This window comes from Primorskyibacter sedentarius, assembly GCF_004342065.1.
Classification (GTDB): domain Bacteria; phylum Pseudomonadota; class Alphaproteobacteria; order Rhodobacterales; family Rhodobacteraceae; genus Primorskyibacter; species Primorskyibacter sedentarius.
In genome coordinates this window covers 393296-407291 of sequence record NZ_SLZU01000002.1, presented here as the reverse complement: position 1 = coordinate 407291, position 13996 = coordinate 393296, and the positions used below count along the sequence as shown (strand labels likewise).

Here is a 13996-nt window from a genome sequence, read left to right as displayed (position 1 = left end):
CACCCCGCCGGACCCGGACGGCTTCAGCCGCCTTTCTGATCGTAGGCGGTGCCCCAACCCCAGGCGCCGGAACCAAAGCCGCGCGCCACGACCCGCTCGCGGTAGATCGCCGACACAATGTCGCCATCCCCCGCCAGAAGGGCCTTGGTGGAACACATCTCGGCGCAGATCGGCAGCTTGCCTTCGGCGATCCGGTTGCGCCCGTATTTGGCGAACTCGGCGGTGGAGTTGTTTTCCTCCGGACCACCTGCACAGAAGGTGCATTTGTCCATCTTGCCACGGGATCCGAAATTGCCCGCCTGCGGGTATTGCGGCGCACCAAACGGGCACGCGTAGAAGCAATAGCCGCAGCCGATGCACAGATCCTTGGAATGCAGGACGACGCCTTCGTCGTTCTGGTAGAAACAATCCACCGGGCAGACCGCCATGCAGGGTGCATCCGAACAGTGCATGCATGCGACCGAGATCGACCGCTCGCCGGGCTGGCCGTCCTGGATCGTCACCACGCGTCGGCGGTTGATCCCCCAGGGCACCTCGTGTTCGTTCTTACACGCGGTGACGCAGGCGTTGCATTCGATGCATCGCTCGGCATCGCAGAGAAACTTTGCTCTAGCCATACTTTTTCCTCCTTACGCCGGCATGATCTTGCAGAGAGTCGCTTTGGTCTCCTGCATCTGCGTGACGCTGTCATAGCCATAGGTCTGGGCGGTATTGGTCGATTCACCCAGCACGATCGGATCGGCCCCATCGGGGTATTTCGACCGCTGGTCCTCGCCCTGGAAATGGCCGCCGAAGTGGAAGGGCATGAAGGCCACGCCTTCGCCCACCCGCTGGGTTACCATTGCCATCACCTTGACCTTGCCGCCTTCGGGACCTTCGACCCAGACCTGAGCCCCGTCGCGTACGCCCAGATTGTTGGCGTCACGGGGGTTGATCTCGATGAACATGTCCTGCTGCAGCTCGGCCAGCCATGGGTTGGATCGGGTTTCGTCCCCGCCGCCCTCATACTCGACCAACCGGCCGGAGGTGAGGATGATCGGGTAATCCTGGCTGAAGTCGTTCTTCTGGATGGACGCGTAAAGCGTCGGCACCCGCCAGAAATGACGGTCCTCATAGGTCGGATAATCCGCCACCAGATCGCGCCGGTTGGTGTAAAGCGGCTCGCGATGAACGGGGACCGGATCGGGGAAGGTCCAGACCACGGCACGCGCCTTGGCATTGCCAAAGGGTGCGCAGCCATGGGCGATCGCCACGCGCTGGATCCCGCCCGACAGGTCGGTCTTCCAGTTCACGCCGCCGACCTTCTCGGTATAGTCCGAAGGCCGCTCGCCGGTCTGCGATGTCTCGCCAACCTCCTGCTCGCCGTCATCGGCCGTCTCGACCGGCTGATAGCCTGCGACGGATTCGATCACCGCACGCTCCTCTGCCGTCAGATCGCCATCCCAGCCAAGATCCGTCAGCATCTTCATGGTGAATTCGGGATAGCCATCCTGAATTTCCGATCCGACGCTGTAGACCCCGTCCGCCAGCAGGTTGTCGCCATCCCGCTCGACGCCGAAACGCGCGCGGAAGGTCAGGCCACCCTCGGCCACCGGCAGCGACATGTCGTAAAGGTTGGCCGTGCCCGGATGGTTCATCTCGGGCGTGCCCCAGCAGGGCCATGGCAACCCGTAATAATCCCCATCTGCCGGTCCACCAACCGCCCGAAGAGTTGTCCGGTCGAACGTGTGCTGGTTGGCCATATGCAGCTTGAGCCGCTCTGGCGACTGGCCGGTATAGCCAACGGTCCACATGCCGCGATTGAATTCCCGTGTCAGGTCCTCGACATTGGGTTCGTCCTCGCCATCCATGGAAATGTTGCGAAGCATGCGATCGGCAAAGCCGAACTTCTTCGCGAACTTCGTAAGGATCACATGGTCCGGCAGGCTTTCGAACAGCGGCTCCATGATCTTTTCGCGCCATTGCAGCGACCGGTTCGATGCGGTGACAGAGCCACGCGTTTCGAACTGGGTCGCAGCCGGCAGAAGATAGGTGCCATCCGTCCGGTCATGCAGCACGGCAGAGACGGTCGGGTAAGGGTCCACCACGACCAGCAGGTCGAGCTTTTCCATCGCCGTCTTCATCTCGGTCATGCGGGTCTGCGAATTCGGCGCATGCCCCCAAAGCACCATCGCGCGGGTGTTGTCGGGCTGGTCGATATTCTCCTTGTCCTCCAGCACCCCGTCGATCCAGCGGCTGACCGGAATCCCCGTTAGGTTCATCATGGCCTTGTCCTTGCCGTCCTTGCCTTTCATCATGGCAAAACGGTCTTTGAGCCAGTCCAGATCTTCCTCCCAGACGCGCGCCCAATGGGCCCAGGACCCGGCCGAAAGGCCGTAATACCCCGGCAGCGTATCAGCCAGAACACCAAGGTCGGTCGCGCCCTGCACATTGTCGTGGCCGCGGAAGATGTTGGTGCCGCCCCCGGCGGTCCCCATGTTCCCCAAGGCCAGCTGCAGGATGCAATATGCACGGGTGTTGTTGTTGCCGTTGGTGTGCTGCGTGCCCCCCATGCACCAGATCACGGTGCCGGGACGGTTGTTCGCAAGGGTCTGCGCCACGCGGCGCAATTGGCTGCCGGGCGCACCGGTGACGCGCTCGACCTCTTCTGGCGTCCACTTGGCCACCTCTTCGCGGATCTGGTCCATGCCCCAGACACGGGTGCGGATGAACTCTTTGTCCTCCCAACCGTTCTCGAAGATGTGCCACAAAAGGCCCCAGACGAGGGCCACGTCGCTGCCGGGGCGGAAACGGACATATTCATCCGCATGGGCCGCTGTCCGGGTGAAGCGAGGGTCGCACACGATCAGGGGCGCGTTGTTCTCTTCCTTGGCCTTCAGCACATGCAGCAGCGAGACGGGATGCGCCTCGGCAGGGTTGCCGCCGATAATGAAGATCGCCTTGGATTTGTGAATGTCGTTGTAGCTGTTGGTCATGGCGCCGTAGCCCCATGTATTCGCAACACCCGCAACAGTGGTGGAGTGACAGATCCGCGCCTGGTGATCGACGTTGTTCGTGCCCCAATAGGCCGCGAACTTGCGGAAGAGATAAGCCTGTTCGTTCGAATGTTTCGCGCTGCCCAGCCAGTAGACACTGTCAGGGCCGGATTCATCGCGAATGCTCAGCATCTGGTCGCCGATCTCGTTGATCGCCTGTTCCCAGCTGATGCGCTTCCACTCCCCACCCTCTTTTTTCATCGGGTATTTCAGGCGGCGCTCGCCATGCGCGTGCTCGCGGACCGATGCGCCCTTGGCACAATGGGCCCCAAGGTTGAACGGGCTGTCCCAGCCGGGCTCCTGCCCGATCCAGACGCCGTCCGACACTTCGGCAATGACGGTACAGCCGACCGAACAATGCGTGCAAACGGATTTGCGCAGGTCAACCGCGCCGCGAACGGCGGATTGCGCATTGGCCTGTGTGACCGTCCCGCCGGTGGCCGCGATGGCCGTCAGCCCCCCGATCGCCAGACCGGAGCCGCGCAGAAATGCACGGCGATCCACGGATTTCTCCGCGATGTCAGACAGGATACTTGTCCGCTGGGGGCGTCGCGCAACCCCGTTGGTCTTTTTCCTAAGCATGTTTCTCTCCCTTGCGTGCGTGGCCTTCGGCCTTGCTTGCTTGGCACTCCAATTTGACCTTCGGCAGTCGGGCGTCACGCAACCAGTCGCTTCGGGTCATCTCTACCTCCGCCCGGCATCAGCGGGCGGCGGCCAGTTTTCAGAACTTCGCCGAAGCGTAATAGGCACGCGTATGCGCGGTATCCTGCATCTTTTCCGATGCAAGGTCGGGCTCGGCGGCCTCGGCCTGCGTCGCACCGGTCGCAACCGCCACCGCCGCAATCGGCGCCGTGGTCCCGGCCAGCTTCAGGAAATCGCGGCGGCTGGTTGCCTCCTCTGGTTTCCTCTTCATCGTGAGCTCCTTCTCACTGGTTCTGGCGGTCGCCCGCCACTCTTGTTCCGCGATATCCTCGCAGAGGTGTAGATCTGTGCGGGATCAGGTCCCGCTCATCCGAAAGGCATCGGCCTCGATCGAGACGAATATCCGCCCCACGGAGCCGACCGGCGCATAGAAGACAGAGTTCTTCGCCCCTTCCAGATCCGCAAAGAAATGCCCCGCCCAAGGCGCGATATGCTTGTTGAAAAAGCTTTTCTGCGCGGCAAGATCAGCAGGAGGGCCGAAGCGCCCAACAATCATCGCGCCCATCATCTCCATCAGGCTGGAGATGTTGTCCTCGGGCTCGAACACGTTGTCAGCGCGGGCCAGCCCGCGGGCGGCCATGTCCTGCCGCAAGAGCGCGAGCGGCTTTTCGTTCAGGAACCCGGTCAGGTAATAGCTGGCGTAAGGCAACAGCTCTCCCCGGCCCAGGCCGATGAACAGGCGGTTATATTCGCTTTCAACCGTCGTGGCGCGGGTCAGCTTCGCCAGTTTTGCCAGCGTCGTGATCGCCTGACCAAGATCGCTTTCGTCGCCGGACAATCCAGCAGTCTGCGCGAGCAGCCCGGCATCCGGCGGACGTGCAAGGATAAGGCCAAGGTAGTTGTAAAGATCCGCGCGCAGGCGGTCTTCGTCAGCGATGGCTATGGTGTCTGGCGTTGCCGTCATTGCGTCCTCGGTCATGATGAACCTGCGTCGAAGGAAAAGGCCATGCGGCGGCCGGTCGGCGCGACCTGCTGGCTTTCCTGCAGAACGGTTTCAGTCGTTTCGGCGGGATCGGTAAGATCTGTTAGGGCAGGCCCGGCATCGACCTGCGTGTCAGAGCTTTCCTCTGCCACCAGCCCGGCACCGTCGGCGGCGTCCGGCTCATCCTCGATCTTCGCGATGATCTCGGCCCCGGTCTCGACAACCTTGGCAAAGCCGCTGCCCACCCTGTAGGCGGTCTTGACGTTGGCCACGGCCATGGCGGCGTCGGTATAATCCTCGCCGTAATCAACCAGCCCGTCGACATTGGCCAGGACCGGGTCCATCCGCCACAGGCGCCGCAGCGCACGGTTTTTCAACCGGTCCGGCAGGCTGCTTTGCAAGAACTCCCGCACCTGCGCGCTGTCGATAACCGTGTCAGGGTCGGGCAGACCCGCCTCGGCCAAAAGGTCTTCGTCAGGGCGCTCGGCAAGCTCGGCCTCGCGCGCCTTGACAGCAGCCTCGGCATGCGCGGCCTGTTCGGCACGTTCCTCTGCCTGAACGGCAGCTTTGCGACGGGTCCAGAAATCGCTCATAGCATCCGCCTGCGTTTCAGTGCCGGTGAGGCGTAGATATCGGAGGGCTTGCCGATACGCGGATCTCCGATCCCGTCCTGCACCAGATCAACCCGTGTCTTGCCGCGCTTGCGCTTGACGAACTCTTCGTCCTGATGGAACTCGTCCACGAAATCATGCACCCAGGCGACCAGCCCGGGCGGCATCGGCACCTTCTCGACGATTTCTTCGGCACTGTCGGTATAATCCTGCGCCTCGTAGGGGGAAGCCGTGACCAATGCCACGTCCAGCGGGGCGTCGCCTTCGCCCTCGCGCATGATCACGTAAACGCTGGGGACGGCCGAACCAAGCCCGTGCAAATAGGCTTCGGTCTCGGCGCCGTGCAACTCCAGCGTGACGGTGGCGGCATGATATTCGACGGCCTCGCCTTCGCGACGCAACTCGCGCCAGTCGGCAGGCCCCGCGCCGGGCAGCACCGCGCTCGCACGCCAACACCAATCCGCCCAGCGCGTAACGCCTGGCGCCTTGCGCAGCACGACCCCGATCGGCATGGCCCGATACATCTTCGAATTGTAGATCAAGCGTACACGCCTCCCCTTGCCAGCAGCATGCGCCAGCACTCTGGTTGTGCAAACCGGTTTTTTCGAAATTTGATCAAGATTGCCCTCTGCTTGGTCAAAATGAACCGCTTTGAGGGCCAGTCAGTGAATCGGCGGTCGAATTGTCTAATCTGATTGTTTTTCTCTGATTTTGCAGAGCGCCGCGCGCGTCCGACTCAATGGTGGATCGCGGGTATGACATGTGCCATCGCAAAGGTGCATCGACGTGCGTTTCCGGTTGTCGGGCGGCGCAAAACAAGTCTAGGCTTCGGGCGCGAAAAGGGTGGGACACGGTGTCCGAACAGGCCCTGACGGGGAGGCTCCAACTTGGCCAAGACATTGATAACCTGCGATTGTCTGGGAAGTCAGACCATCGACCACAAGGCTTTGGCCGACGCCACGGGGCAAGCCGTGCGCGCACCCTGTACGGCCCTGTGCACGCGCCAGATCGACCGTGCCGCAGCTGCCCTGAACGAACCAGATGTGATTTTTTGCTGCACCCAGGAGTCGCGTGTTTTCGAGGCTCTGGCAGCAGAGCTGGGTGTGGAACCGCCCGCCCTTCTGGACCTGCGGGACCGGGCAGGATGGACGGCTGATGCCGCCTCCACGCTACCCAAATTGTCCGCGCTTGTGGCCGAGGCCATGCTGCCAGCCGTCCCCGAAAAGACGATGGACGTGATTTCCGAAGGGCTTTGCCTGATCGTGGGCCCCGCCGAAGCGGCCCTGCAAGCGGCAGAGCAACTCAGCCCGCTTCTGGGTGTAACGGTTCTGCTGCAGGAAGCCCGCGAAGTACCGGACACGCGCGCCTATGACGTGATTGCCGGACAGCTGCGGCGCGCGAAGGGTGCCCTGGGCCAGTTCGAGGTGGTGATCGACGCGCTGCAACAGGTGGAACCCGGCGGGCGCGGCGAGTTGACCCTGACCGAGCCGCGCGATGGCGGGGTGTCGCGATGCGATGTGATCCTGGATCTATCGGGCGGGCCTGCGCTCTTTCCGGCCCATGAAAAGCGCGAAGGGTATCTTCGCGCCGATCCGGACCACCCCCCTTCCGTCGCTGCGGCTGTCCTTGCGGCGTCGCATCTGGTGGGGACGTTTGAAAAGCCGCTTTACGTCCAGACAGAGCCCTTGCTTTGCGCGCATTCGCGGGCCGAACAGACCGGCTGCACGCGGTGTCTCGACATTTGCCCGACGGGCGCGATTGCGCCGGATGGGGACCATGTGAGCGTTGATCCGATGATCTGCGCCGGGTGTGGGGCCTGTTCGGCGGTCTGCCCGTCCGGCGCGATCAGCTATGATGCGCCACCCGTGGCAGAGGCATTCCGCCGGGTGCAGACGCTGGCGCAGGCCTATCTGGCCGCAGGGGGCGCAGCCCCCCGGTTGCTGGTGCATGACGCCCACGGGGCCGAGATGATCCGCCTCGCCGCCCGCTATGGGCGTGGCTTGCCTGCCGATGTGGTTCCGATGGAAGTGTCCGCCATCGGCGCCTTTGGCCATGCCGAAGCGGTCGCGGCCCTTGCTGCCGGTTTCGCCTCGGTCAGCCTGCTGCCCGGACCCGGCGCGGAACTGGAAGCATTGAATGCCCAGATCACGCTCGCAGCGGTCATTGCAGGCGAGGATCGCATCCGCATTCTGGACCTGACCGATCCCGACGCATTGTCAGATGCGCTATATGCCGAAAGCGCCCCTGAACCGATTGCCCAGCCTGTGCGCCCGCTGGGTACGCGCCGCCAGATCACCCGGCAGGCCGCGCGCGCCTTGCATCCGGACGCAGAGACGCTCCCCCTGCCAGAGGGCGCGCCTTACGGTGCTGTCGTTGTGGATACGGATGCCTGCACGCTTTGCCTGTCCTGCGTATCGCTCTGCCCTTCAGGTGCGCTTGGCGACAACCCGGATCTGCCGCAGCTGCGGTTTCAGGAGGATGCCTGCCTGCAATGCGGCCTCTGCGTCACCGTGTGCCCCGAGGACGCGCTAAGCCTTGCGCCCCGGCTGGACCTGACAGAGACCGCGCTGACCCAGCAGATCCTGAACGAGGAAGAACCCTTTGCCTGCATCGAATGCGGTTCCTTGTTCGGGGTGAAATCCACCATCGACCGGATCACCGAAAAGCTGCAGGACCATGCGATGTTTGCGGGCAGCGACAAAATACGGACCATCCAGATGTGCGATGATTGCCGCGTGAACGCGCAGTTTCAGGCCACGGACAACCCGTTCGCAACCAAGGAACGCCCCCGCGTGCGCACGACCGAGGACTACCTGTCAAAGCGGCGCGATCACTGATGCTGCAAAGGCGCCCCAAGATCGGCCGCCACCATCGTTGCGACGAAGGCCAGCACGGCCTCGACCTCGTCCAGCGTCAGGGTGACGGGCACGATGGGCGACGGGCGGTCAATCGGGAATTCCGGGGTAACGCCGTCTATCATCGTAAAGGCGGGGTGCGGGTTCAGCGCGTAGAAACTCAGGAACCGCTGCTCCCAGTCGGGCAGGCTGCGCAGAACGGCAAAGCTGGGGGTGGACCCGATGCCACCCCCGCTCGCGATATCAATCACGTGGCACCGCCCGCATTTGCTGCGCGATACGGTTTGACCCAATGCCGGATCACCCGCCAAATCAAGACTGACAACCTGGGGCGCGGCCTTTTTCGGTGGACCGAAAAGCGGCGTGCCTTCCGGCGCGAAGCCAACCACCGTGCGCTGGCCCACTTCGGAGGTCAGCCAATCGGCCAGACGTTTCGATCCGGGATGATCGGGCGCTGCAACCGCCATGCGCCAGGTCTGCCCTGCGCCATGAAAGAGCGCGCGCCCATCCCCGCCCAACACGATGTCAGCCCCGTCAGGCTGGTCCATCAGATTGACCTTCACCTGCGTTTTCAGGGAAAAGCGCGGCAGGATATGACGCAAGAGGCCAGTCTCGACCAAGGCGGGCGGAGCGTAAAGCTGCACCAGCTTGTCTTGCGCCCAGCCTGCGATTGGCATCATACCAAGGACCAGAACCGCTATCAGGATGCGCCACGGCATAGGGTCAGCTTAGGCGTCCCTTGTGGCTTGCGTCAATCACCAGCAAGAAAGAGCATGAATATGAGCGACGATTTCAACATGTCGATGCGCAAGTTCCTCAAACAGGTCGGCGTGACCTCTCAGCAGGCAATCGAAAAGGCCGTCCGCGATCAGGGTGCGCCGGGAAAATCCTATGCCGTCAAGGCCGTGGTGACGATTGAAGAGCTGGACATGACCCACGAGGTCACCGGCACGATCACCAATCAGGACTGACCGCATGAGTGCCAGCAGAGAGGCCGTTCTGGCCGCGCTCAAGGTCATTGCCGACCCTGTCGCGGACAGCGATATCGTCGCCAGCGGCGTTGTCAGGGCGTTGAACGTGGACGCAGGCAAGGTGCGCTTCGTGATGGAGATCGCCCCAAGCCATGCCGAAGCCTATGCCGCCATCAAGACGCAGGCAGAGACCGCATTGAAGGCGCTTGACGGTGTGACAGAAGTGTCTGTGGTGATGACCGGCCATACCGAGAAAGCGCCGCCGGATCTGCGCCCGCAACGCCCCGCAGAACCAAAGGGGCCAGAGCGGATACCGGGTGTGGATCACATCATCGCCATCGCGTCCGGCAAGGGCGGCGTGGGCAAGTCCACCGTCGCGGCCAACCTCGCCTGTGCGCTGGCGCAGCAGGGCCGCCGCGTCGGCCTGCTGGATGCCGATGTCTACGGGCCGTCGCAGCCGCGCATGCTGGGCATCTCGGGCCGTCCGGCCAGCCCGGATGGCAAGATCATCCTGCCGATGCGCAACCACGGCGTCACCATGATGTCGATCGGCTTGATGACCAACGAGGATCAGGCCGTCGTCTGGCGTGGCCCCATGCTGATGGGCGCGCTGCAGCAGATGATGATGCAGGTGCAATGGGGCGCGCTGGACGTGCTGCTGGTCGACCTGCCACCCGGCACCGGCGACGTGCAGATGACGCTGAGCCAGAAGGCTCATGTGGACGGCGCGATCATCGTCTCGACCCCGCAGGACATTGCCCTGCTCGATGCGCGCAAGGGGATCGACATGTTCAACCAGCTCAACGTACCCATCTTGGGCATGATCGAGAATATGAGCACGCATATCTGCTCTGCCTGCGGGCACGAGGAACATGTCTTCGGCCATGGCGGTGTCGCGGCAGAGGCGGCCAAGCTGGGCGTGCCATTGCTGGCCGAGGTGCCCTTGGATCTTCAGATCCGGCTCGCCGCAGATGGGGGCGCGCCCATCGCGGTCAGCCAGCCGGACGGCGCGCAGGCCCGCGCTTTCCATGATATCGCAGTGGCGCTGGTGGCAAAGGGGGTGGCATGACGTCAGGCGATCAAACGCCGACCTTGCCGCCCCTGATGTGGGGCGAACCTGCGCAGGACAACGCGTTCGATCATGCCTGCATGCGCGCCACGATGGGGTGCGACGCCGGGCTGGTCACCTATGTGCTTGGCCCGACGCAGGTCGAGGCCGCGCTGGTCTTTGCCCCCGAGGTTCCGCTTGCCAAGGCGATGGCGATGCTGCCGCTTTGCGGTGTGGGCCTGCAGAACGCGCTTGGTGCGCTCGCCCCGCCAGAGGTCGCGGTGCATCTGGGCTGGGAAGGCGGCATTCTGGTCAACGGGGCAAGCTGCGGTCAGTTTCGCGTCATGGCGTCCGATGTCGACCCGGCCACCGTGCCGGATTGGCTGGTCGTCGGCTTCGCGCTGCCGCTTCTTCCGCTGGACAGTCCTGGCGTCACCCCGGACCGGACGGCGCTTTATGCCGAAGGCTGCGCCGATGTCTCGCCGGTTGCACTGGTTGAATCCTGGACGCGCCACACGCTCAACTGGATCAACCGTTGGGAAACCGAAGGCACACGCCCGGTGCATGCTGAATGGCGCGGTCTGGCACATGGCCTTGGCGAAGATGCCAGCCCCGAAGGCCAGACCGGCACCTTCCTTGGTGTCGATGAAGATTTCGGGATGTTGCTGCGCACCGGCAAGGAAACCCGCCTGATCCCCCTCACCTCCCTACTGGAGAGCCCGCCATGAAACTCGCCCGCGCAATTCATTTCGACGAAAGCGACCAACGCGTCTTTGCCAGCCCCGCCCGCACGGGGGAATGGTGCATCCCCGGCGGGTTCGAATTTTCCAACTGGACCGAGGCTGATCTGACCGGCAAGGCTCGACAGGCTTTTTCCAACGGGTGGCTTGGGCTGGAAACGGGGGGGCGCGTGACATTCGTTGCCGTGACAGCGGTTGAACCCGCAGAGCTTGAAACCCTGACCGCTTTGCTGGCGCAGCATTTCGTGACCTATTACGGCGCCCCATCGGCAGAGGCCGCCCGCCCCGTCGCAGCCGAAGAAATCGCGCATATGGCCGAGCTTTGCGAGGATCACACCCCCAACACGCTGCTGACGGTCGCCCGCGAGCTGACCGAGGCAGGCGTGCGCGAGGCGTTCCGCGTGATCGAGCCGCAGGATGCCGGGCTTGATCAATTCGCGGTGCACGGCGATCTGGACGACTGACCAAGACACCCCCTGACTCCACGGGCGCAGATGAAGGTTCAACGCTTTGGTGTAAAAAAACTTTACCAATTTCGCCAATTGCCGTTACGCTACGAACAGCCGGGACGAGCGGAACGCGAAATTTCGCCTCCCGGCCTGTCTTTGGGAGGAGAACATCATGACTAAGTTCACAACGCGCCGCGGTGCGCTGCGCGCCTTTGCCGGTGCTGGCGCCGCTACACTGGCTGCTCCGCATATCGCGACAGCTGCTTCGCACGGCACGACCTGGAAGATCCAGACCAGCTGGCCCGGTGGCGCCGGCCTGCAGATCTTCAAGGACTGGTGTGGCACGATTCAGGAAAAGACCGGCGGAGAACTGGCGTTTCAACCCTTCGGCGCGAATGACGTCGTCGGTGATTTCCAGCTATATGACGCGGTGAAGAACGGCGTGCTGGAAGCGGTGAACCCGTTCACCATCTACGCGCAGGGCATCATTCCCGCGGCAACCTTCCTGACCTCGATCCCGCTGGGTCTGCGCAACCCGCACGAATTCGACGTGTTCTATTACGGGCTGGGTGGCATCGATATCGCACGCGAGCTTTATGCAGCGCAGGGTCTGCATTTCGTCGGCCCCGTGCATCACGGCCCGAACATCATCCACTCCAAGGTGCCGATCCGGTCCATCGACGATTTCGCGGGGCGCAAGATGCGCCTGCCCGGCGGCATGGTGGCCGAGATTTTCAACGCCATCGGCGCCGAGACGACGGTTCTGCCCGGATCGGAAATCTTCCCGGCGCTGGAAAAGGGCACGATCGACGTGGCCGACTATGTGGGCCCCGCGGTGAACTATGCGCTCGGCTTCAGCCAGGTGACCGATTACATCGTCATGGGCCCTCCGGGCTTCATGTCGCTCTACCAGCCGGTCGACATCATGGACATCACGGTGGGTCAGGCCGCATGGGACGCGCTGTCGCCCGAGATGCAGCAATTCGTCGAGATGGAAACGCATGTCTACTCTGACATGCACCATGCCGCGATCCAGGCCGCCGATCAGGAAGCCTGGGGCAAGTTCGAGGCTGACGGCACAGAGGTCACGCGCCTGACGCAGGACGATGTGGAGCTGATGACAGAGGTCGCCGTGCCGATCTGGTTCGACTATGCCAACCGCGACCCGCAGGCCGCGCGTGTGTTCAAGATCCAGCTTGATTACATGATGTCCGGCTCGCTGGGCTATGTGGATCCGGCCCTGACCGACGGGCTGGAGCTCAAGCTCTGATCATCTGACACTTACCTCTCGCCGTCCGGGGTGCGCTCCGGGCGGCATTTTTTGACCACCTTACACAAAGAGGATCGCAATGCCGGGCCTCAGCTTCACGCTGCCGCATTGGCTGTACTGGGTTGGACTTATTGTCTTTCCCCTCGTCGCGATGGTTCTGTCGCGCCGTCCGCAGCCGCAAGAGAAACGCTATACCCTGCCGCTGGCCTACATGATCGCCGTCACCGGCGGCATCATTGGCCTGCACCGGTTCTACCTGAAGAACCTGCTGGGCCTGGTCTATATCCCGATTTTCCTCTTTGTGCTTTACGCCAATGGCCAGACGCACGATGCCCGCACCGTGCTCTCGGGTTTTGCCAACGAATTGCGTGTGGCCGAACGCACCGTGTCGCGCGAAGAAGGCCGCGTGGGTGAAGCGCGCGCAAACCTAGCAGAGTTGCAGGCGACATATGACGCGGCTGAAAGCGGATCTTTCGCGCAGAAATCGGCAGAGCGTCGCCTGACGCGCGCGCAGGACACGATCTCCAAAGGCGAGGCGCGGCTGGAAGACGCCCGCACTACGCTGGAGCAGATCACCCCTCAGCGCGACACGGCCGCACAGGCGCATGCCTTCTGGGACAAGGCGGCGGGATATGCGCTCTACCTGATCCTCGCGCTGCTCTTGATCGATTTCATCCTGCTGCCGGGCCTCGTGCGCCGCGCGAACGCGCAATTGCCCGCACATGAAGAGATGACAGAGGCGGAAAAGGCGCTCGCCGCCGCCGAGGCCGAGGAGGCCCCGAAGAAAGACGCCGATTACGCCGAGAACTGGATCGACCGGCTGTCGCTTTTCTGCGGCGAGTTCGTGGCCTACTGGGCGGTGATCGCGGTTTTCGTCTACTACTACGAGGTGATCGCCCGCTACGTCTTTGGCAGCCCCACCAACTGGGCACACGAGGCGATGTACCTGATGTTCGGCATGCAATACCTGATCGCGGGATCCTACGCGATGCTGACCGAAAGCCATGTGCGCGTCGATATCTTCTATGCGCCGCTCACCCGGCCGAAAAAGGCATGGGTCGACCTGCTGACCTCGATCTTCTTCTTCATCTTCGCGGGCACGTTGCTGGTGACCTCGTGGATCTTTGCCATGGACGCCATCGCGGTACCGTCGGGCAATTCCGTCCTGTCGGACTGGGCGCGCGGGCAGATCGGCTTTGGCGAGATGCTGGGCGGGTTTGGCCTGAACCAATGGACTGACAGCAACATCCGCTGGGGCGAGATCAGCTTCAACGAATGGGAGGTGCCGCTATGGCCGATGAAATGGGTCATGGTGATTGGCGGGGTTCTGCTGGTGCTGCAAGGCGTGTCGAAACTGTCGAAAGACATCCGTGAAATCGCGCGGGGGAACTGA

The 13996-nt window shown here is 63.0% G+C and carries 14 protein-coding genes; 7 read left to right on the top strand and 7 right to left on the bottom strand.

The annotated features are described in order from the left end of the window. Positions 1-23 precede the first annotated feature (23 nt). From fdh3B to EDD52_RS05720, 6 genes are all read right to left on the bottom strand, one after another. Positions 24-617, bottom strand: a complete 594-nt coding sequence (gene fdh3B / locus EDD52_RS05745) for a formate dehydrogenase FDH3 subunit beta (protein WP_132242737.1) — start codon at positions 615-617, stop codon at positions 24-26. A gap of 12 nt (positions 618-629) precedes the next feature. Beyond that, positions 630-3617, bottom strand: a complete 2988-nt coding sequence (locus tag EDD52_RS05740; protein ID WP_132242736.1) for a formate dehydrogenase subunit alpha — start codon at positions 3615-3617, stop codon at positions 630-632. 139 nt (positions 3618-3756) lie between these two features. Beyond that, positions 3757-3948, bottom strand: a complete 192-nt coding sequence (locus tag EDD52_RS05735; RefSeq protein ID WP_132242734.1) for a twin-arginine translocation pathway signal protein — start codon at positions 3946-3948, stop codon at positions 3757-3759. 84 nt (positions 3949-4032) lie between these two features. Next, positions 4033-4656: a TorD/DmsD family molecular chaperone gene (locus EDD52_RS05730; protein ID WP_132242732.1), complete on the bottom strand. Its 624-nt coding sequence runs from the start codon at positions 4654-4656 to the stop codon at positions 4033-4035. Beyond that, positions 4653-5252: a DUF3306 domain-containing protein gene (locus EDD52_RS05725; protein ID WP_132242730.1), complete on the bottom strand. Its 600-nt coding sequence runs from the start codon at positions 5250-5252 to the stop codon at positions 4653-4655. Before EDD52_RS05725 ends, EDD52_RS05730 begins: the two co-directional genes overlap by 4 nt. Continuing rightward, positions 5249-5782: a DUF3305 domain-containing protein gene (locus EDD52_RS05720; RefSeq protein WP_132242979.1), complete on the bottom strand. Its 534-nt coding sequence runs from the start codon at positions 5780-5782 to the stop codon at positions 5249-5251. Before EDD52_RS05720 ends, EDD52_RS05725 begins: the two co-directional genes overlap by 4 nt. Positions 5783-6157: 375 nt before the next feature. Between EDD52_RS05720 and EDD52_RS05715 the strand changes: the two genes are divergently transcribed. Beyond that, positions 6158-8107 carry a 4Fe-4S binding protein gene (locus EDD52_RS05715; RefSeq protein WP_132242728.1) on the top strand — a complete coding sequence of 650 codons (1950 nt, stop codon included), beginning with the start codon at positions 6158-6160 and terminating at the stop codon, positions 8105-8107. Here EDD52_RS05715 and EDD52_RS05710 read toward each other — a convergent pair. After that, on the bottom strand, positions 8101-8844 hold the full coding sequence (locus tag EDD52_RS05710) for a hypothetical protein (protein ID WP_132242726.1): 744 nt from the start codon (positions 8842-8844) through the stop codon (positions 8101-8103). The two genes, EDD52_RS05715 and EDD52_RS05710, sit on opposite strands and share 7 nt — an antisense overlap. Positions 8845-8904: 60 nt before the next feature. Here EDD52_RS05710 and EDD52_RS05705 point away from each other — a divergent pair, with 60 nt between their 5' ends. The 6 genes from EDD52_RS05705 to EDD52_RS05680 all read left to right on the top strand — a co-directional run bounded on the left by EDD52_RS05705 (position 8905) and on the right by EDD52_RS05680 (position 13996). Beyond that, the gene (locus EDD52_RS05705; protein WP_132242724.1) at positions 8905-9096 is read left to right on the top strand and encodes a DUF6494 family protein; all 192 of its coding nucleotides are present in this window, start codon (positions 8905-8907) and stop codon (positions 9094-9096) included. A gap of 4 nt (positions 9097-9100) precedes the next feature. Continuing rightward, positions 9101-10165 (top strand): Mrp/NBP35 family ATP-binding protein, encoded by a 1065-nt coding sequence (locus tag EDD52_RS05700; RefSeq protein ID WP_132242722.1) that lies wholly within the window; start codon positions 9101-9103, stop codon positions 10163-10165. Then, positions 10162-10872 carry a biotin/lipoate--protein ligase family protein gene (locus EDD52_RS05695; RefSeq protein ID WP_243651847.1) on the top strand — a complete coding sequence of 237 codons (711 nt, stop codon included), beginning with the start codon at positions 10162-10164 and terminating at the stop codon, positions 10870-10872. Before EDD52_RS05700 ends, EDD52_RS05695 begins: the two co-directional genes overlap by 4 nt. Continuing rightward, positions 10869-11348 carry a DUF6505 family protein gene (locus tag EDD52_RS05690; RefSeq protein WP_132242720.1) on the top strand — a complete coding sequence of 160 codons (480 nt, stop codon included), beginning with the start codon at positions 10869-10871 and terminating at the stop codon, positions 11346-11348. The genes EDD52_RS05695 and EDD52_RS05690 overlap by 4 nt, the downstream gene beginning before the upstream one ends. Positions 11349-11505: 157 nt before the next feature. Next, a complete protein-coding gene (dctP, locus tag EDD52_RS05685; protein ID WP_207905975.1) occupies positions 11506-12603 on the top strand; it encodes a TRAP transporter substrate-binding protein DctP in 1098 nt (365 codons plus the stop codon). A 79-nt stretch (positions 12604-12682) separates the two neighbouring features. Further along, positions 12683-13996: a TRAP transporter small permease subunit gene (locus EDD52_RS05680; RefSeq protein WP_132242716.1), complete on the top strand. Its 1314-nt coding sequence runs from the start codon at positions 12683-12685 to the stop codon at positions 13994-13996.